The sequence below is a fragment of the Nitrospira sp. genome, from assembly GCA_029194675.1.
GTDB lineage: Bacteria > Nitrospirota > Nitrospiria > Nitrospirales > Nitrospiraceae > Nitrospira_D.
Window position 1 is genome coordinate 28,861 of record JARFXP010000011.1, and the last position, 20,720, is coordinate 49,580.

Sequence of the window (20,720 nt, forward strand, 5' to 3'; positions counted from 1 at the left end):
ACCTGATATCTTGCCTTCGTTATGTCTAGAGATGACACCTTTTACATCACGACCCCGATTTACTACGTCAACGACGTCCCGCATATCGGTCACGCCTATACCACCGTCGCAGCCGACGTGCTGGCCCGCTATTGGCGCCTGCGCGGGTGCGAGGTGTTCTTCCTCACCGGTCTCGATGAACATGGCCAGAAAGTGCAACAGGCGGCGGCCAAGGTCGGCATCGATCCCCAAGTCCACTGCGACAAGCTCGCGCCGCAATTTGAGATCCTCTGGAAGAAGCTGAACGTCTCGAATAACGCCTTCATCAGGACGACAGATCCCGAGCACAAATCCATCGTCCAACGATACCTGCAGCAGCTCCACGACAAAAATCTGATTTACAAGGATTCGTACACCGGATGGTACTGTACGTTTGATGAACGGTTCTGGACCGAGAAAGACGTAGTGAACGGACTCTGCCCGGACTGTAAACGCCCCATCGAGAAACTCAGCGAGCACAACTACTTCTTCACAATGGGGCAGTATCAGGATCGCTTGATCGAACACATCAAGAGACATCCAAATTTTATTCGCCCAGAGTCGCGGCGCAACGAAGTCCTGGGCTTCTTGCAAACCCAGAAACTCGGCGACCTCTCAATCTCGAGACCAAAGTCACGGCTCTCCTGGGGCATCGAACTGCCCTTTGATCACACCTACGTGACTTACGTCTGGTTCGATGCCTTGGTCAATTACATGTCCGCTTTGGAATACCTCCCCCGAGAAAAACCAGCAGGCAATCGATTCTGGCCTGCCAATGTCCACCTCGTCGGGAAAGATATTCTGACGACACATGCCGTCTATTGGTCCACGATGCTCATGGCATTGAACCTTCCGTTACCCGAGACCATCTTTGCTCATGGCTGGTGGACCGTGGATGGCGAGAAGATGTCCAAGAGCCGGGGCAACGTCGTCGATCCCTACAAGATGGCCGACGAATTCGGCGCAGATGCGTTTCGGTATTTTTTACTGCGCGAAGTGCCGTTTGGACAGGATGGGGATTTTTCCCAGACGGCCATGGTCACACGTGTCAATAGCGATCTTGCCAATGGCCTAGGCAATCTTTTGAGCCGTACACTGACCCTCATCGAACGGACACAAGCAGGACTGCTACCTGCTCCGGGTGCAATGAGGCCGATAGAGCGAGAACTGGAACAAGCCACGCTGTCTCTCTTGAACGAAGTGTTGCCGCGCCACCTTGAACAGTTGGAATTTAATCGGGCGCTCGAAGCCATTTGGCACGTCGTTCAACTCGCCAATCAGTATGCCGACAAGACCGCGCCATGGACATTGGCCAAGAGTGCGAACGCCGCCGAAACACTCCGGACCGTCCTCTACACCATGGCCGAGACCCTCCGCTGCCTCAGCCTGGCCGCGTATCCTGTTATCCCGAAGAGTGCGGAGTCCATCTATTCTCAACTTGGCATCTCAGCTGAATTTACAAGCTCTTTGTTGAGAGACAAGATCGAATGGGGCGGCCTGAAGCCTGGCACCCTCATCCAGAAAGGACCGTCGCTTTTCCCCCGCATCGAATCAAAACCAGGAGCAAGACCAGTGACGGAATCATCCGTACCTTCACAGCACGCCCCTGCCGAACCAACGCCCACAGCCACGCCAACACCTCCGGCTCCACCGCAAATCACGATCGACGAATTCATGAAGATACAGCTCAAGACGGCGAAGGTACTCTCCGCCGAGCGGGTACCGAAATCGGAGAAGTTGATCAAGCTGCAAGTGTCGCTCGGCGCGGAACAGCGCCAGATCGTGGCCGGCATCGGCAAGAAGTATGAGCCAGACCAGCTAGTCGGCAAAACCATCGTGATCGTGGCAAATCTCAAGCCGGCCAAGCTCATGGGCATTGAATCGCAGGGTATGGTACTCGCGGCAGGGGATGCCGATGTACGTGGACTGCTCACCATCCAGGAAGAAGTGGATCCCGGTACCAAGGTGAAATGACACGATCTTCCTTCGTCCCGGTTGGATTGATTTTCTCGCTCACCTTGCTCCCCTGCTTTCTGACTCCCGCCGACGGCCAAGCTCTCGCTGACTCATCGCTCAATGAGCCTCGGTCAACCACGGTGCTCGTGCGTGTCGTCGCGCATGGGGCGATGGTGTTGGGCCGCGAAGTCGGCGGAGCGCGTGTGACGATTACTGATGTCACGAGCGGCCATATTCTGGCAACCGGCCTGCAGCAGGGCGAATCAGGAGATCAGAATCAAATCATGCGCACCCCCCATACAATGGAAGAGCCGATCTACAGCGCTCGTCCTGCTGCCGCCTTCACCACCACATTAGAGCTGCAGAAACCGACGGTAGTGGAAATCTCCGCAGAAGGCCCCCTCGCCTATCCCGCTGCATTACAGAGGACCAGCACAACCTTGCTGTTGATTCCAGGACAAGACCTGACGAACGACGGCGTTGTCCTACATCTCCATGGCTACCTGGTTCAGATCGAGCGGCCCAAACCTCGTGAGGCATTAATCGCAAAAGACGATGTGAAGCTTCGAGCCTCAGTTCGAACCCTGTCCGGCTCATTGGTCCGACCCCATGGAGATTGGGACTCACGGAAGATCCGCATTTATGGAGAGGTATTGATCGGAGACCGAATCGTCGAGCGGCTACAACTGTTTTATGACGAAGGAAACCGCGCCTTCGAAGCGCCGTTCTTTGTGCCGCCGTCGAAGGAGGTTCCCGATGGGATCAAGCTTCGAGTGATTGCGACTGACCTGTCTACAGGCAATTCAGGAATGGATCAAGCAAACTATCCAGTGTTAAGCGAGCGTCTCCCGCCCAAGGCTGTTCGGTAGCCGTCGACACCTTCCGAAATGAGTCTAATCAGCGTGGTGGCAAAGAAGGACGTGCTCGACGGCTCGTCATGCTGATGGAGCTCAGCCGGCCCCGAGCTCATGGTCTCACAAGTCCGGCTCATCATCGAATTCCGAGGGCGGACTATTCCTAGGCCGGCTGCAGATCGCCGAGCCTAACGGACACCAGTTTGGACACCCCAGGCTCTTCCATCGTGACGCCGAAGAGGGAATCGGCAATGTTCATCGTCCGCTTATTGTGCGTGATGACGAGGAACTGCGCGTTCTGGGCCAGCTCTTTCAAGACTCCCGTGAACCGGCCGATGTTTTCCTCGTCCAGCGGGGCATCGATTTCGTCCAACAAACAAAACGGCGTCGGCCTGATCAGAAAACTCGCAAACAACAGCGCCATCGCCGTAAGTGTCTTTTCTCCGCCCGACAGCATGGTAATGCTCTTCAGCCGTTTGCCGGGTGGTTGAGCCACAATTTCAATGCCCGGTTCCTGACTGCCGACCGGTTCACCGTTTTCCGGAGGCGGTTCATCGACCAACTGCAGCTCGGCCCGCCCGCCAGGGAAGAATTGGCCGAAGACCTCGGTGAACCTCTGCTGCAATTCCTCGTACGTGGCCGCGAACATCTCCTTCGTCGTTCGGTGAATCCGCTGAATAATCTCTTTGAGCGATGCAATCGAGGTCGACAGATCCTGTTCCTGGTCAGACAAGAATTTGTGGCGCTCCTCCAGCTCCTGGTGTTCGCTGATGGCGGCTAGGTTGATCGGCCCCATACGATCCAACCGATCACGCAGCTTCTGTAACTGCTCTTTCAACTCGGCATCCGAGCGATGTTCGGTCTCCTGCACGGCCGCGGTGTCAGCCGCACTGATCAATTCACCTGACCTCGTAGGATCATCGATCAGCGTGATCGGATTCAGCTGATACGTTCCCGACAACGTTCCTTCGACGGTCCCCAATTGCGTACGAACTTCCGCTCGTCGAACCTCCACCGTCATCCGAGCATCCCGAATGACTGAAATCTCTCGTCGCAATTCTTCCAGACCGGATTCAAGCGTGTGGCTCGTCGCCATCTGTTGCGCCTGTCGTTCCTGAGCGGCGACCAATTCCCCCTTCACCCGCCCCGCGGTTACGCCGAGTTCTTGGCAGAGGGCCTCCTGACGGGCTTGTTCTGTCCGACTCTGCTCAATGAGTCCCTTCAAACTGTTCAAGTGCTCACCCAATGCACCATGCCGATCTTCCATCTCCTGAATCTGTTGTGCCACACGAGACCGGTTCAGTTGCTCATGTTCCCGTTTGGCTCGCAACCCTTCCGCGGTCAGCTTCGCCTCCGTCACACGTTCCTGGTGCGTTCTCATATTTTGATCGAGCAGCCCCAGTCGCTCGCGCACCCTTCCCAACATCGTTTCCTGTCCGCTCTTCTCGGCAAGCCACTGACCCAATCGGGCCTGGACCGAGTGCGATTCTTGTTCCAACCGTTGTCCTTCGCTGAGACCTTCTTGAATTTCCGTCTCCATCCCGGTGAGTCGATGATCAAGATCGTTCAGCACATGCTGAAGTTTTTCTTCATCCTTGCGCAGCGACAGATTCTGCATTTCGGCGTCACGAAGCGCATCGCCGAGTTGGCGGTCCCGCTGGGTGAGCGACTGGATTTGGGCAAACACCATGTCTCGCTGTTGCTTGTTCTGATCGAGCTCCGTGACGAGCAAGTAGCGTTTGGCTTCAAGATCGATCACCTCTCGTCTGCGTTCGAGCAGACCCGGCGTGCCTTGAACCTGGCCACCCGTCACGATGCCGGACGCATCCACCACTTCACCATCCAGGGTCGCCAGGATGGGACCGTTCGGAGCGCTCCACGCTTGTTGCTCCCACAACTGCAGCGCCTGGTCTAATGATCGAATAATGACGACGCGATCGAACAGCGAATCGCGAGCCGCCGTTCTGGCCGCGTCCGTTTGGACCAGATCCGCTGCGAGCCCGACGACGCCGGGCTGGGTTGCTATCGACGGCCACCAGTCATGAGCCCGCCCGCCTTCCCATCGCGGTCGCTGTGGAATAAAACTGCCTCGTCCCAGCGCCTCCTCCTGGAGAAAACGGATCAACTGCCGCCCGACGGACGGTTCATCCACAAACCATCCTCGCACGCGCTCCCCCAGCACCGCCTCAACCGCCCGTTCCATCCCTGACGGGATCACCAGCCATTCGGCCACCGCATCCCGCACCCCGTCACAAGACTTCAGGGCGGGGCCTTGCTGAGCCCCCTGCCGCCCGTAGCCCATCTCCTCACGAACAACACTCTGCAACGCCTCAAGACGCGAATCCACTCCCGCCAGCTCTTCTGAGCGTCGTAAGACCACCTGATCCAGCGACTGGAGAGCGCCGGTCGCTTGAGCAGCTTCCTCTTGCACAGTTCGTCGCTCCGTCCGCAGTTGCGAAACAAGGCGGTCCGCCTCTCCATATTCCTTGCGCAAAACCTCGTGGCGATCGATCGCCACTTCACGTTGGGCCCGCAGTTCGTCTCGCTCCGACGACAAGCGAGTTCCACGGCCCGCAAGATCTTCCATTCGTTGGGCCAATTGCGAGAGGCCTTGTTCGGTATTTGCGACAAGAACAGCCAGTTGCAGGACGTCTTTGCGCCCTCGCTCCTCCTCTGCGACGGCCGCAACCCGTTGGTGGAGCAAGTGCGTCATCTCCTCATCGAGTTCCCCGAGAGCCCGATCTCGTATTGCCATCTCCTCTTCGACCGACGTCAATGACGACTCGATGGTTTGAAGCGCGGCGGCCAGATTCTCCTGTGATCGGACCAGTTCTTCCAGCTCGGCCGATTCCTGTACCTGTTGTTGGCTGAACAACAGCCCTCGGTTTCGTTCGACCTCCGCCGCGGTCAATGCCTGGGCCTGCTGTTGTTCGACTCCCGCCAGTTCTTCTCGAATCTTCCCGATGGAATCGGCGATCGCAATCGCGTCAAGCCGCGCCTGTTCGAGTTCCGTCGTGGACCGAGCCTGTTCGACCGCCATCCCAGATTCCTGTTGATCCAGGTTCAGAATTTCTGTCTCAGCCTCCTGTAAGGACTGTCGCAATCCCTTGAATTCCCTGGTCAACAATGTCACTTCGATTCCGCGCGCCTCCCCCTGCAACGTCTGAAAAGTGCGCGCCTGGCGAGCTTGACGTTCCAAAGAATTGAGCTGCTTCTTGACCTCCGCCACGATGTCTCGTACGCGCAGGAGATTTTGCTGCGTCGCTTCGAGCTTCCGCAGCGCCTCGGCCTTTTGCTTCTTATACCGGACGATGCCCGCGGTCTCCTCGATGAGCTCGCGCCGCTCTTGCGGCGATGCATTCAAGATCTGATCGATCTGACCCTGAGCAATAACAGTATGTCCTTTGCTTCCCGCCCTCGTGTCGAGCAACAAACTCCTGATATCCTTCAGCCGGCACTGAATCTTGTTGATGAGATACTCGCTCTCGCCGCTGCGGTACAAACGGCGGGTGATCATGATCTCATGCGCCTCAGTCAGCTCATTCGGAAGTCCAGAGCTCCCATCCAGTTTCATCATCGCGGGATCAAGCCCGCCGATCACCAACGACACTTCCGTCATCCCCAAAGGCTTTCGGAGTTCGGTGCCGTTAAAAATGACGTCTTCCATCTTTTCGCTTCTGAGCGTTTTGGTGCTTTGCTCACCCAACACCCACAGGATGGCGTCGACGACATTGCTCTTTCCGCTCCCATTCGGCCCGACGATCGCAGTGACCCCTTCGGGAAACTCGATCTTGGCTTCAGCGAACGACTTGAAACCCAACATGTTCAACGATTTCAAATGCATCGGTTCACCACAAAATTACGCACACGAACAGTGTTGTCTCGAAGAATGACGAATCGCTGGTCCTTGTACCACAAGGGTTCTGAGAAATCAAAAACAAAACACATTGTATAGTGTGAAATCGATATGGCCCTACAATATATAGGGCCATTTGGGGACATGTCCGGATGGCAACGCCAGCTAGCCAGCGATACTAGCTACTGGCTTCTTTGAGGATTCTATCTGGACGAGTTCCTTCGGCAGGAGGAATTCGACATCTTCCTCGATCACCGTGAGTTCTTCAACATCGGACGGTTCCGAGGCTGTTAAGAACGCGACTACTTCCGTGACCAGAATTTCCGGTGCCGACGCACCGGCCGCAATCCCGACTGCCTTGGCCCCTTGCAGCCACGCAGGATCGATGTCGGCGGCTGAATCGATGAGATAAGAAGGGATCCCGCACTGCTCTCCCAGTTCGCGTAGACGATTGGAATTGGAGCTGTTCGGAGATCCGATGACCAGAATGACATCCACCAAGCGAGACAATTCTTTGACGGCATTCTGCCGGTTTTGCGTCGCGTAACAGATATCTTCTTGGTGTGGCCCTTTAATGTTTGGAAACCGCTGGTGCAGTGCCCCGACGATGTCCCGACATTCATCCACACTCAACGTCGTCTGTGTGACATACGAAAGGTTGACGGTGTTCTCCACTCTCAGTTCTTCGACATCTTTGACCGAGGACACCAAATGGAACTTGTCGGGAATCTGACCCAGCGTCCCGATCACTTCCGGGTGACCGGCATGACCGATCAGGATCAGATCATATCCCTGGGTATAATCGCGGTTCACTTCGTTATGGACTTTGATCACCAGCGGACAAGTCGCGTCGATCACATGGAGACGACGTTGATTCGCCTCCTCCCAGACCGACTTCGCCACGCCGTGTGCACTGAAGATCACGACCGACCCTTCCGGGACTTCGTTCAACTCTTCCACGAAAACCGCGCCTTTTTGCCGGAGCGAATTCACCACATGACGGCTATGAACAATCTCGTGACGTACATAAATAGGGGCACCGTACTTCTTGAGAGACAGATCCACGATATCGATCGCCCGATCAACACCGGCACAAAATCCACGAGGATTGGCGAGATAGATCTTCATAGTCGTCGTAGCTCCTTCGGCCAGGCTCTACAGGGTCGTGCTGTAATCGTGAATAGTCACGATACGTCAGATGAATAGGGTCCGTCAACAGAATTGGCTGACGGCATTATCATTTCGATGCCCCGCGTCCAATTCCCTTCCGTCTAATCCATTATTTGTATGTGTGCTTATCCCGCTTGGCGAGTTTCAAGATCACTACTTTCTTTCGCTGGTCATCGACGTCGTACAGGACCCGGTAAGGGCCGATACGGAGGCGATACTCAGCGGTGAATTGCAACACAATGAGCTGACCGGTGAGCTTCTTAGTTCTTTTGCCTTGAGGTTTTGGATTCGTTGCGAGGGATCGGATGGCAGTGACAATGGCTTCACGGTAGTCGGCAGGAACATACTCTAATGACTTTTGAAATTCGCGTTCGACTCGCTCGCTAGGAAAGACGACTTCGTAGGGCAACTACAGCCCCATCTTTTTGAAGAGACGTTCGGCGGGAATCGATTTGCCCTGGTTGTACTCGGCACGTGCCCTCTCAATTTCCCCGAGAAGCTTCTTGTCCTTGAGTTCATCCAGAGTCTCGATCAAGTCCAACATATCTTCGTATGGCACAAGGAACGAGACCGGCTTACCATGGGACAAGACCATTGAGGGAGACTTCGAGCGGATCAGCTTTGAAAGCTGAGCCTGTGCCTCTCGCACATTGACCGGCTTGGCGTTTCGAAGCAAGCTGCTGGCGCTCATCAACGTCTCCTCATGTATGGCAATTGTATAGACATTAGCAGGTTTGGTTCTGGCCCGCAAGATGGGTCATTTCGAACTGCATATGACGTGCGATACAACCGCTGCGAAGTGGGCACAGAAACCGGTTCTGCCCGCTTGCTGTCTGCTACGTAGTCGATTAAGATGGCGCGCTCCTTGAATTCACCTACTGGAGACGCATGCCACGCCAGGCTGCCGCACTGGCAAAACTCACGCTTCCCCGCCTCCATGCGGTGCGGCATCGTAAGCGCCTCTTCGATCTGGTCAAAGAACGCTGTCGCCACCATCCGCTGGTCTGGGTCGCCGGACCACCAGGAGCGGGCAAGACCTCCCTTATCGCCAGCTATCTCACCGAATACAAGCAGCGCACCCTGTGGTATCACATCGATCCCGGTGACGCCGATCTCGCCACATTTTTTCATTACCTCTCGCAGGCCGCGAAAGCCGCAGCCGGGAGGAAGCAACTTCGCGTACCGGCGCTGACACCGGAATTCATGGCGGATGTGCCGGGATTCACGAGAAGGTTCATGCGCGAGCTGTGGTCGAAGGTTCCCTTGCCAGCTGTGATGGTTCTTGACAACTATCAAGAGCTTCCAATGGAAGCCCTTCTCCACAAGATGCTCCCCATTGCGCTGGCTGAGTTTCCCCACGGAGCGGCACTCATTGTCATCAGCCGCGAAGGTGCTCCGGAGCCGTTCGCAAGAGAACTGGTGCACAACGGGGTAGGACACATTCAGTGGGAAGATCTGCGGCTGACGCTCGAAGAAACTGCCTTGTTGGCAGAGCCTGTGTCTGACATAGATGAAGAAACTGTCAGATCTCTTCATGCCAAAGCCAATGGGTGGATAGCCGGCACCGTACTGATGTTGGAAAGGTTGAAAGCGAATGAGACTTGGAACGGGCCTACTCTGTCCGAAACGATGACCGAGGTGTTTCACTACTTTGCAGACCATGTCTTTGCGCGCACAGATCTCCGCACCAGAGAAGTATTGATGCGCACGGCGATTCTCCCTTGGATAACTGGGCCGATGGCAGAAGAAGTCAGCGGTCATCCCGATGCCGCGCAGGTCGTTCGCAATCTGTACCAACGAGGCCTGTTCGTGGATCGACGTGCCGACGTACAGGTGCGCTATCAATATCATGATCTGTTTCGTGATTTTCTTTTGGATCGATGTCGTGTGCATTTTGACGCGGAGACACTGCGGAGCATCAAACGCACTGCCGCGGAAGTGGCGGAACGATCTGCGCAGCAAGATACCGCCGTTGCACTCTACGCGGAAACACGGTCTTGGGACGAGTTAAGTCGTCTGATCTGTGAGATGAGCGAGACCATGATCACCCAGGGGCGCTATCAAACACTACAGAGATACATTTCTCTCCTTCCGACAGATGAGCGGCAACAACATCCATGGCTCCTCTATTGGTCTGGGATAAGTCGATTAGTGTTCGATCCTGTCGCGGCACGGAAAGATTTGGAGTCTGGCTACCAGCAGTTTGAGCACAATCAAGACATTGCAGGGTTATTCCTTTCCTGCAGCGGCATAATCGACTCCTACTACTGCGGAGTGGATGACATGGCGCCCGCAATCGCGTGGGGTGATCGGCTTGAAGGCCTTCTTCGTCAAAACGGAGGGTTCCCTTCGTCGAGCGTCGAGGCAACGGTTCTGGCGAATCTCCAGGGGCTGATGTTGGCCTGCCCGCACCATCCACTATTGGTACAACTGGAAGGCTCTATAGATCGCATACTGAGATCAATTGAAGATCCGCGGAAGTGTCTCAGCGTGGCCATTGCCTTCATAATACTTCTGCTTTGGATGGGAGAGTTTAGAAGAGTTCGCAAAATTATGGATTATCTTAATGCGCGTCTTGATAATGTTACTCTACCGCCTTTCTTGCAACTCGATTGGAAAGCCAAGGAGGCTACCTATGCATGGTGTACCAGGTACGAGAAGAATGCAGGCGTAAAGATTCAGGAAGCGTTTGCGATCGCAGAACAATTTGGCATTCACATCTTTAAACCAATGATTTGGGGCCAGCAAGCCCACGATGCCCTGGCAGCTGGAAATGACCAAGAAGCAGAAAGAGCCGTAGATTTATTGCTGGCCGCGATTCAGCCTCATCAACGACTTGCGCTGGGACAGTGTAGCTTTTATCAAGCCGGCATTGCTTTTCTAAGGAATGACTTGAGCTCTGCACTAAAACATGCTGAACAAGCCGTTACCAACACGGTTGACTTATGTTTGCCTTTCTTAACGGCAACGAGTCGGATAGGACTGGCTAAGGTACTGATTGAATTAGGTGAGACAGGAAAAGCTACAGAACAACTAGACGCAGCGCTTAAATATGCAAAGGTCATGCGCAGTATTTTCACGGAAGTTCTTTGTCTGCTGGCGAAAGCCTCCCTTGAACTAAAGGAAAAACACATCGATCAAGCCAATGAGACGATGCAGAAAGGACTCAGAATTGCTCACCAGAACGATTATCTTTGTCTAGATTATTGGTGGCGGCCTACAATGATGGCTGAACTACTCGCGCATGCGTTGGAGGCCGATATCGAGGTCGAGTATGTGCGCAGCGTCATTCGTCGCCGCGGTTTGCGTGCGCCATCTGCTGCTGCGCTGAAACACTGGCCCTACCCCGTGAAAATTTCGACCTTGGGGAGATTCGAGATTGTGATTGATGGTGTTTCCTTAACCACTACCGGGAAAACTCAGCGTAAGCCTCTCGAACTCTTGAAGTACCTCTGTGCAGCTGGACCGCAAGGCGCCAATCAAGATCTCGTCGAAGAGGCTTTATGGCCCGACGCGGACGGAGAAGCCGCCAACCAGGCGTTTCGAACAACGCTCCACCGGCTCCGGAAGCTCCTGCGGCATGACGCCGCCGTACTACTCTCTAATCGCCACGTCTCGCTCGATCCATCGCTGGTGTCGCTGGATCACATAGTTTTTGAGCACAAGGCCCGGCACGTCGACCTCACGAATCTCGTGACCATTGAGAAAACGCTCGAGCTATATCGTGGACATTTTCTGCAAGGCGAGACCGCTTCCTGGGCCTTGCCGGTTCGGGAGCGATTGCGCGCCCGGTTACTCGAGCTCACAGAGTGCTTGGGTGAACGCTTGGAAGAGCGAGGGGAAGTCAATGAAGCGGCCCAGCAATATCTTCGTGCCCTTGAGGTGGAACCGGTGGCAGAAGTGATGTGCCGACGCCTGATGATGACCTATGTGCGATTAGGGCGTCGATCCGAGGCCATCGGGGTCTATCAACGTTTCAGCCAGGCTCTACAAACCAAACTCGGCGTTTCTCCGACTCCAGAAACCATCTCGCTTTACCGCACCATCGCAACAGCCTCAACCCTACTGGGCTGATCCCAACCCCCTCCTTCATCCCAGGAAGAAGCATTTTGTCATCTTGCGTTCGCGAAAACTGCTCATCTGTCACAGATCTGTAACGGTAGTCCATATAGAGTCCGGCCAAAAGGAGGAAAACGATGGCAACCGACACAGATTCATGGTTTCCCCTATTTGAGTTCCAGGATTGGTTTTATCAGAGCTTTCTGGTGCTTCCAACACCTGAGGAGAACGATGCTCTACCTGGCACCGTAGTCACTGCAAAGAAATGGGCGAAGGGTGACTTCTTATGCGGCCAGGCATTCAAAACCGCTGATGGCTACATATTGGATGGCACCTTGTCTTTCCGACCCGGTATCGAGCTGGCGGTGTCGGCAAAAGGCGCCGTCGGAATAGGAAGCAATCCCGCTCCGTTTGAAGCTACTGGAACCGGAACGGAAGGACCGACAAAGGGGGCGATCTATCAACTCGTGGGCTGGGTATTCCCGGGGCAGCCGATCCAACACGGTGGCGGAAGGGTTCTGAGCGTCCGCGGTTCGGTGCGAGCGGTTCGTGGCCCTGATGCCAAACCGGAAACCGAGTTGGGCGGAATGCCCGTCGGAACGGTCGGAGCATTTGTCATTGTAAGCAGAGGGCCAGCGTAGCCTGGAAGGAGGCAATCAGATCGGCGGGCAAAGGTCTCTGTAGAGCGGAATAGGCACGGACAAATTTCACAGATATGGCAAACTTAAATGTTCCCCGTAGCTTGCCGCGGGGAGTTTCATTCTCCTCTCGCGATGCGCTCCTGATAGCAGCATCGCGAATTTGGAGGTGCGTCCATGCCTCAAGAGACATTTGCCGAGAGTCAGTTACACATTGATGGATAGGCACAGACAGTGAGCCCGCATATGCCTTGAGGTCTGCACCTCGTTTTGGAGATTGGGCGGCTGTCGTTGCACCAGAAGATTGGGCGATTGAGCCCGCATGGGAGGTTACCGGCCCATCGATTTTCACGAGGGCTTCGTGACACCAGTTGACAAGAGCCATATTCATGGGAGGTCTTTATGGGCAATCTCAAAATCGGAGCGGAGTACCCTGGTAAGGGAGGTACAACAATTGACGTTAATGTACCTAAGAACGTGGTCGTCGATCCAAAGCGAGACGGGATTTTGAATATAGACAATTTACCCGTGTGGTATGTCAGCTTAAACAACGAACAGACTGAAGCACTGGAAGATGTGTTAAAGGCTGGTGGCGGGTCATTTGCCGTGGCGGCGGCAGCGGTGCCACCGGCAGCAGCGGTGTTCGGTACGATCAGCGCGGCACTGCTCGCGGCAATTCCTATCATCACAGAAATGAACAAACTAGGAGGCCACAACGGTGTAGATATCAATGGAGTTATCGGCACGCTTGGACTTCTCGTAACTCCTCGGATCGGTAAGATTTACGGCGACCTCATCAACGCAGCACGTCTAGCAGTGAAAGGCCGCACCATTATCGACTTTATGATATTTGCATCGACTAAGGTGCCTGCGCTGTCTGCGGCCTTAAACATCGGCGCCGTTGCAAGTATTTTAGCGGCAATTGAGTCTGGTACACCTTTGGGATGGGCAATAGCGGGGACTTTTGGCGTGGTCATGGATATCTTGAAGCCAGAGCCAGACCCGAATGAGCACGGAGCAGTCGTCGCTGATAGAAGCCAAGTCGGCCCATGGGAAACCTTCCATCTTGGACAGTTGGGGGAGGGCAACAAGGTGGCTCTATTGTCCCATATGGGATGCTTCTCAGCGCAACAGGGGGGTGGGCAAGGTGTGTACGCAAATCGCCCGTGGGTTAAAGAGTGGGAGACATGGACTTTAATCGACAATAACGATGGCACAGTGAGTTTTCAGACAATTGGAGGTCATTTTCTCTGTGCAGAAAATGGTGGCGACTCAGTGTGTCAAGCGAATCGCCTCAGCATCGGAAACTGGGAGAAGTTCTTTCTTGTATATCTGTCGGACGGCAGAGTCGCACTCAAGACACACGACAAAGGCAAGTATGTCAGCGTGCAACCTTAGACACCGGCATTAAAGTAAATGGATTGTAAGTGATCCGATGGAGTCCGTGCCGAGCGCAATGCGGTGTACCCTATGCATGACAAAAGCCCCAACGGTCTCGCGCGTACCCCTGCTCCTATGTTTTTGATTCATTACGGCGATTGCGTTCAACTTCTCAAGAGCGTTTGCTTTCGATAAAAGGCGCACCGATCAAGGATTCGTTGCAAACCTGTCTTTTGCTGGAGGAGAGTTGCCATGAAACAACATCATATTGTCCCGTACGGACTCAAGGTTTTAGTTAGTGTCGTCGTGATGCTTCCTGGGTTTATCATGGCGCAGGAAAACACGGGAACGTCCCGCCAACCTCTAGTACACGGCAGCCTCGTATCTGAGGCTAACCAAGAAGACTTCGGGCTCCTAACTTTCCAATATATGACCGCAACAAGTACCACCAGCTGTAGCGCATCACTTCTTCGCAATCAATGGGTTATTATCGCTGCACATTGCGTGGATGCCGTAAACTCATCAGGCCAGCCTATGCCTGATCCAGCGCGACCTGGCCAGAACGTGCTCAAAAGCATTGCACAAATGACATTGAGTGCAGGAGGATGGCATAATCCACAAGCGAAAGGAGTCATCCGGGTTGAAACCTTTCGGCCTTACGACGTGGCGATTATACAAGTAGCCAATCCTTTCAATATTCACGGCTCGACAACCGGTTACTCACGTCTGATTTTTCAAGACGGACAATTTCCGTATTTTGGAAACCCGATTGGCGCCAGCTTGATAATGTTCGGGCGCGGCATTAACAAGCTCGCTTCGGCTGAAGGAGCTTCTGCAAAACCGTCTGAGATGGATGGGTTTTACCGCGTAGCTTATGCCAAGCCTTCCTATACCAAAGATAATCTCTATTGGTATCCCAGTGAAAATGGTTACATGATTGCGGGAGGTGACAGCGGAGGGCCGTCGTACGCATGGGTTCTAGGAGGGTATGCGTTGGTCGGCGTCCATTCAAAAACGAAGGTCACCTATGTGCCGGGCATGCCTCAAACCTGGGATTGGGCTACAAGCACTCCAGAGGCTGGAGACTGCCAGATTACGGGCGTTTGGAACAGTATTCTTGGAATTATAGGACCACCACCCCCTCCATCATCTGATTCCGATACTTTGCTTGAGCCGCCTCCACCCGGATTCATCGGTACTTTTGCACAAACACCACCTGATTTTCAGCCATTTTTTATTTACGGTATACGCCCCAACGGAGAGCTGCTTTGGTATCGCAAAGACTCCAAAGCTTCTGCGTGGCAAGGACCAAAAACAGTCGGCACGAGCTGGAATCATTTTAAGGATGTGATTTCAGCTGGGGGCAACCGCCTATATGCGTTAACGCAAGACAACAAACTGTTATGGTACCAACACGACGGATTCAACGACGGTACCTTTTCTTGGAAACCAACCATCGAAGTTGGCAATAGCTGGACCTTTTCTCGGATCTTTGCGGGTGGTAACGGTATTGTGTATGCGATCCGGCAAGACGGCATTCTATTGTGGTATCGTCACATTGGCTTCCAAAACGGCAACGTGGCATGGGCACCCCCATCTGAGGTGGGCAGCGGGTGGGGCGGGTTTAAAGACGTTTTCTCGACTGGTCAAGGCGCCATCTACGCCGTCAAACCAGACGGGACTCTGTTGCTGTATCAACATAATGGTTTTGAGAATGGCACAAAAAGTTGGTCTGGCCCGCGCATCGTTGGCTCGGAGTGGAATCAATTTCAACAAATCGTGCCCGCTGGCGACGGCGTTATTTTTGCTATCCGACCTAATGGTGAATTGCTGTGGTACAAGCATTTAGGACTCCGTGGTAATAGGACGACTCGCGCAGGAGCGGAAACATGGGAAGGCCCAGTGCTGATAGGCTCAGGATGGCAGGATTTCACAAAGATCTTCGCCAGTATTCCAGAAATACTACCGCCAGGCGGCGGCATACGTTAAATAATTGAGTACGCTAAGCTAAAAATGGGTGGTGGCATAAACAGAAGATTGTTATCCGTTTTGCATGCCATTAAGGGATTGGAGCATTTGACGGAAGACAGCCCCTGCACTGCTCCGAAACGCCTCCACCGCAATGTCCTTATCCTTCTGGTGCTTAGTCCACAAACGCGGACGGTGAGACAGCCACAGTGGGGAATGCTTTGAGAACCTGCCGGTCCGTCGTGAGCAAGAAAAGGAAGTTGGGGTCGGATCTTGTATCGTGCATTCGATACTCGACAGGATCACAACCAACGCTTTGTCTTGTGCATCACTAAAGTATGAGGCGACGAGTCTGATACACATGACAAGACGTGACCCACATCAACGAGAATTCCAGCCAAGCTCAACCCAAAAACGAGCTAAGGAAGGTCTGATTTATTCTCCTCGCGAGATGTGCTACGGATAGCGCAGCACTGAACGGGAGGCGCATCCGATGCAACAGCAGACATTTGCCGAGGTCACGTTTGAACCGTATCGCAAGCCCACTCGCCGCGAGCAGTTCCTGGATGAAATGAACCGTGTCGTGCCGTGGGCGGACCTGGTGGCGGCCATTGAGCCGGTCTATCCCAAGGCCGAAGGCCCCGGGCGGCCACCGGTGGGCGTCGAGCGCATGCTGCGCCTCCATTGTCTGCAACAGTGGTTCAACCTGTCGGATCCGGCCGTGGAAGAGGCGCTGGACGACTCACGGGCGATGCGGCAGTTCGTGGGCATTGATCTGGGCCGCGAGCCCGTGCCCGATGAAACGACGATCTGCAAGTTTCGGCATCTCTTGGAAGCCCACCAACTGGGCGAGCGGCTCTTTGCACGGATCGGCGCGTATCTGGCAACCCACGGCATAAAAGTCAGTCGCGGGACCATCGTGGATGCCACCATCATCAGTGCGCCCAGTTCAACCAAGAATCGCCAGAAGGCGCGGGATCCGGAGATGCATCAGACGAAGAAGGGCAATCAGTGGTACTTCGGCATGAAAGCGCATATCGGTGTGGACAGCCAGACCAAGCTGATTCATTCAGTGGCCGCGACTGCCGCGAATGTGCATGACAGCCAGGGGTTACCGAAGTTGCTGCATGGACAGGAGACGCGGGTGGGGGGCGATGCCGCGTATAGCGGGCAGCGCGACGTGATTCGACACCACGCCCCCAGGGCTAAGAGCTTTGTGCAGACTAAAGCGCATCGCCATCGGCCCCTGAGTGAGACCGAGCGGGCCCGGAACCGCACGAAGTCGAAGGTGCGGGCGAAAGTCGAACATGCGTTCTTGGTGATCAAGCAGATCTTCGGGTGGGCCAACGTCCGCTACCGGGGGTTGGCGAAGAACACCCACTGGCTGTTCATCAGTTGCGGCTTGGCGAATCTCTATGTGACGCGCCGGCAGCTGCTGGCGGAAGCCTCGTGAGCCCGTGTGCGAACGGAGTCATGGGCAGCCTGACAGAGCGGGCGAGCCCCGAGAAAGACGATCCCGGACCAGCGGATTCCCACCTGATGGCCAGTAGTGATTCCCCCAGGGACAGATTGCTTCGTGCAACTGTGAATTAATCAGACGTTCCCTAAATAAAACAGAAACAGACTCGATTCCAACGAGCGCCACAGTTGACACTGTCCGATAAGGGCCGAATGAAGAGTGAGCATCGCTCTTCGTGCGACCAGCATTACCTGCTAGCTGCACTAGCTCACCTGGGTTCACACATAACCCGTCACTGTACGACCAATCGACAGCCTCTTCTCACCTATGATATATACAACCTATATATTCATTCCTCCACGGAGGCCATATGCCATCCACCAATGTGCAGGTTCCTGTTTTGATGAGTCGAACACAAAAGCGGAGACTGGCTCGAAAGGCCAAGCTCGCTCATATCACCATGGGTGAACTTCTCAGACAAGGAGGAGAACGGTTTACTCCGATGGATGATCAAGACCTTTTAGATCATATGGCCACACAGGTCATTCGAGCGACCACCAAGACCATCCGTTCGATCGATAAGACTCTTTCTCTGGTGGCGCAATCGGAAGCGCGAATGGATGCGTTGATTAAACAAAAAAGGAAAAGCCAATCATGGGACTGACGGAAGGCGTATGGGATGCGTTCGCCAACACGCTGAAGCTTAGTGATAAAGTCGACTAGTTAAACGCCACGCTCGCCAAACAGCAAACCCGCATTGAAGACCTGAACACTCGGGTCATCCGACTCGAAACAGCGCTTGAGTTTGCCCTCCAACGGAAGCCCCAGCGACGGATTACCGGACGCTCCGAGTAGATATTCCCATCCAGGCTTCATATGAGCAATCTTATCCGTGCCCGCGTTAAGGGCGACGTCATCGAACCTCTACAGATCGACCTACTGGAGGGTCAGGAAGTCATGGTGACCATTCTTGCTCCAACCGACCGCGAGGCTTTTCAGCGCAGCGCAGGGCAGTGGAAGGGCACACTCTACCCCGAGGCATTGATCCGCAACATCGATGATGATCGGTTGGTTTCTACCAGACCCGTTCCCAGCCTATGACCTTCCGGTATCTCATCGATACAGACTGTGAGATTCCCGCCGACTTCCTGGCAGACCGTGGATAGGCTCATGAAAGGAAGTTGGGATCGGATCTTGTATTGTGCATTCGGAACGAAGTTAAGGGGTCGAAGTTAAAGGGTCGGATACCTTTGTGTTTCAGGATTCTGGCACCGGTGTCATTGTCCTGTTCAGACTCAGCCAACAAACGCAGATGGTGAGACCGCCACGGTAGGGAATGCTTTGAGGATCTGCCGGTCCGTCGTCACCAAGGGCACTCGCAAATCTTTCGCCAGAACGACAAACTCACAATCGTAGGCCGAGCAGCCGGATTGCGCCGCGAGGCTCAGCACGTGCTGTGAGATGACGCTGTACTCATGGCCGATCAACCACCGTTCGGCTTCTTCGACAATAGCAGTGGCCATCTCCAACGAAAGACCACCTTTCCGGACGAGCCCGATCAGTACATTCCGAAATTCAGATCGCCACAGCAACGGAACCGCCCACACAGGATCACGTCGCAGCACGGCTTCGCTTTCCTCGGTTCGTTGCACCTGGACATAGAGATAGATCAGGAGATTCGTGTCGGACACGATCATGGCCGACCAACGACTTTCAGTTCACCCAGCAGCCGATCCGTCACTTTGAGGCCTTTCGGTATACGACGAAGTGCCCGAGCACGAGCCAAGAGGGCATCGCTATCTACCGGGACGCTGTGCGTCATCTGTTCGAGATACGAGATGACCTGAAAATTCAGGCTTCGATGCTGCGCGGCTGCCTGTTGTTTAAGCCGCTTTACCACCGGTTCCGGAACATTCTTGATCGTCAGAGTCGCCATCTCGGCCTCCCCTCAGTGGGCATCCATAATGCTACCGATATGGATACTATCCTGACGGCACCACCCGGTCAAGTGCCCTCCCAGAAGCAGCTTGGGGGAATATGCCCATCCCTCCGGGCAAATCGACGGAGTGCTATACCCTGCCCCATCCGCTTGACTCTCTCTCCACTCCTCCGTACTCTCTTTGATATTGCATCTTGTCAGTAGCTGAAACACTTCCCTCTCTGCTTCTGATTCTCAAAGGAGGCGCCACAGATGGCTCAACGACCTTTTCAAACTGGAGCAGTCGTCAATCTGAGTGAGGGAGAAAGCACCAAGGAAGCGGTCATCGTGACCGTTCCCAGAAAGAAACGATTCCATACTCAATCTGTCGGCATCAATGGTTTCGGGCAGCCGAATCAATCGCTTTTCTATGCCGTTCATGTGACGACGCGCTCGAGAGTCGGCATCTATCCCATTGCCCCCACCGGCATTGCTGAGATAGATGAGCCCGAATTTCCGGCCAGGTTTTTCGGAAGCCAGGAGGCAATTCTCTACGCAGATCCCGGATCCGACCTCATCTTCACGGTTGCGCGCAAGGAGACAACGGGCAATGTAAGGGTGTTCATCGATATCTGCGGACTCCTCGTGGACGTGTGAGCGGGAGAAGTAAGCCAGATCGCTAGATGTAAATCTCGATAAAAGACCGGCAACCACTCGCATGGAAATTGTCTTCATATGAACACACCGCCAAACCCCTCTTCCATTTTGCAGACTGCCTTCGGCTTTTGGAGCTCCAAGGTCCTGCTTACGGCTGTCGAGGTCGGGCTCTTCACGAAACTTGCCGGTCACCGTCTCACCGGAGCGGAGCTGGGCAAGGAATTGCAATTCCATCCACGCGCCGATCCCGACTTTTTTGATGCCCTCGTGGCGATGAAGTTTCTCAACCGTGAGGGTGACGGCCCGCACGCGAAGTATTTCAATACGCCGGAGGGCGCCATGTTCCTCGATGCAGCAAGCCCAAGGTACATCGGTGGGATTCTCGTCATGCTCAATGAGCGATTGTACAAATTTTGGAATGATTTGCCCGAGGCGTTACGGACGGGACGGCCCCAGAACGAGATCAAGCACGGACAGAAAGGGATGTTTGAGGAACTCTATTCGAACCTTCCAAGGTTGGAACAATTCATGGGTGCGATGACCGGACTCTCGCGCCTCAATTTCGAAGCGTTCGCGGAGAAATTTGACTTCTCGAACTTCAGGACCCTCTGCGATGTGGGCGGTGCGACCGGACTGCTCAGCATCGAGGTTGCGAAGCGACACCCTCATCTCACGTGCACCAGCTTTGATCTACCGGTCGTCGAGCCGATCGCGAAGAAACATATCGCCGCCGCCGGCTTGGAGAGTCGCGTGCGTACGGCGTCCGGCGACTTCTTCAAGGACCGGC

At 54.5% G+C, this 20,720-nt stretch carries 18 protein-coding genes; 11 read left to right on the top strand and 7 right to left on the bottom strand.

The window, feature by feature from the left end:
• Positions 1–21: 21 nt before the first annotated feature.
• Both metG and P0120_24200 read left to right on the top strand, forming a co-directional pair.
• Complete coding sequence (gene metG, locus P0120_24195; GenBank protein MDF0677410.1) at positions 22–1,992, top strand: methionine--tRNA ligase; 1,971 nt, start codon at positions 22–24, stop codon at positions 1,990–1,992.
• The gene (locus P0120_24200; protein MDF0677411.1) at positions 1,989–2,843 is read left to right on the top strand and encodes a hypothetical protein; all 855 of its coding nucleotides are present in this window, start codon (positions 1,989–1,991) and stop codon (positions 2,841–2,843) included. Before metG ends, P0120_24200 begins: the two co-directional genes overlap by 4 nt.
• Positions 2,844–2,991: 148 nt before the next feature.
• Here P0120_24200 and smc read toward each other — a convergent pair whose 3' ends face one another.
• The 4 genes from smc to P0120_24220 form a co-directional block, all read right to left on the bottom strand.
• On the bottom strand, positions 2,992–6,672 hold the full coding sequence (smc, locus tag P0120_24205) for a chromosome segregation protein SMC (GenBank protein MDF0677412.1): 3,681 nt from the start codon (positions 6,670–6,672) through the stop codon (positions 2,992–2,994).
• 177 nt (positions 6,673–6,849) lie between these two features.
• On the bottom strand, positions 6,850–7,812 hold the full coding sequence (gene ispH, locus P0120_24210) for a 4-hydroxy-3-methylbut-2-enyl diphosphate reductase (protein MDF0677413.1): 963 nt from the start codon (positions 7,810–7,812) through the stop codon (positions 6,850–6,852).
• A gap of 151 nt (positions 7,813–7,963) precedes the next feature.
• Positions 7,964–8,263, bottom strand: coding sequence for a type II toxin-antitoxin system RelE/ParE family toxin (locus tag P0120_24215; protein ID MDF0677414.1), 300 nt, complete (start codon positions 8,261–8,263; stop codon positions 7,964–7,966).
• Entirely contained in the window at positions 8,264–8,545 is a 282-nt protein-coding gene (locus P0120_24220) for a hypothetical protein (protein MDF0677415.1), read from the bottom strand.
• A 197-nt stretch (positions 8,546–8,742) separates the two neighbouring features.
• On the opposite strand from P0120_24220, the gene P0120_24225 reads away from it, so the two are divergent.
• The 6 genes from P0120_24225 (at position 8,743) to P0120_24250 (ending at position 18,022) form a co-directional block, all read left to right on the top strand.
• A complete protein-coding gene (locus P0120_24225; protein MDF0677416.1) occupies positions 8,743–11,928 on the top strand; it encodes a BTAD domain-containing putative transcriptional regulator in 3,186 nt (1,061 codons plus the stop codon).
• A 122-nt stretch (positions 11,929–12,050) separates the two neighbouring features.
• Entirely contained in the window at positions 12,051–12,554 is a 504-nt protein-coding gene (locus P0120_24230) for a hypothetical protein (protein ID MDF0677417.1), read from the top strand.
• A gap of 399 nt (positions 12,555–12,953) precedes the next feature.
• Positions 12,954–13,949, top strand: coding sequence for a hypothetical protein (locus P0120_24235; GenBank protein MDF0677418.1), 996 nt, complete (start codon positions 12,954–12,956; stop codon positions 13,947–13,949).
• 234 nt (positions 13,950–14,183) lie between these two features.
• Positions 14,184–15,920 (top strand): tachylectin-related carbohydrate-binding protein, encoded by a 1,737-nt coding sequence (locus tag P0120_24240; protein MDF0677419.1) that lies wholly within the window; start codon positions 14,184–14,186, stop codon positions 15,918–15,920.
• A gap of 472 nt (positions 15,921–16,392) precedes the next feature.
• Entirely contained in the window at positions 16,393–17,352 is a 960-nt protein-coding gene (locus tag P0120_24245; GenBank protein ID MDF0677420.1) for an IS5 family transposase, read from the top strand.
• Positions 17,353–17,728: 376 nt separating this feature from the next.
• Entirely contained in the window at positions 17,729–18,022 is a 294-nt protein-coding gene (locus P0120_24250; protein ID MDF0677421.1) for a hypothetical protein, read from the top strand.
• 59 nt (positions 18,023–18,081) lie between these two features.
• Here P0120_24250 and P0120_24255 read toward each other — a convergent pair whose 3' ends face one another.
• Positions 18,082–18,234, bottom strand: coding sequence for a hypothetical protein (locus tag P0120_24255; protein MDF0677422.1), 153 nt, complete (start codon positions 18,232–18,234; stop codon positions 18,082–18,084).
• On the opposite strand from P0120_24255, the gene P0120_24260 reads away from it, so the two are divergent.
• A complete protein-coding gene (locus P0120_24260; GenBank protein ID MDF0677423.1) occupies positions 18,235–18,459 on the top strand; it encodes a hypothetical protein in 225 nt (74 codons plus the stop codon).
• 194 nt (positions 18,460–18,653) lie between these two features.
• Here the strand turns inward: P0120_24260 and P0120_24265 are convergent, their stop codons facing one another.
• Positions 18,654–19,055 (bottom strand): type II toxin-antitoxin system VapC family toxin, encoded by a 402-nt coding sequence (locus P0120_24265; GenBank protein MDF0677424.1) that lies wholly within the window; start codon positions 19,053–19,055, stop codon positions 18,654–18,656.
• The gene (locus P0120_24270) at positions 19,052–19,294 is read right to left on the bottom strand and encodes a hypothetical protein (protein ID MDF0677425.1); all 243 of its coding nucleotides are present in this window, start codon (positions 19,292–19,294) and stop codon (positions 19,052–19,054) included. The genes P0120_24265 and P0120_24270 overlap by 4 nt, the downstream gene beginning before the upstream one ends.
• A gap of 255 nt (positions 19,295–19,549) precedes the next feature.
• On the opposite strand from P0120_24270, the gene P0120_24275 reads away from it, so the two are divergent.
• Both P0120_24275 and P0120_24280 read left to right on the top strand, forming a co-directional pair.
• Complete coding sequence (locus P0120_24275; protein ID MDF0677426.1) at positions 19,550–19,933, top strand: hypothetical protein; 384 nt, start codon at positions 19,550–19,552, stop codon at positions 19,931–19,933.
• Positions 19,934–20,011: 78 nt separating this feature from the next.
• Positions 20,012–20,720, top strand: a 709-nt coding sequence (locus P0120_24280) for a methyltransferase (GenBank protein ID MDF0677427.1), incomplete at its 3' end; no start/stop codon positions are given.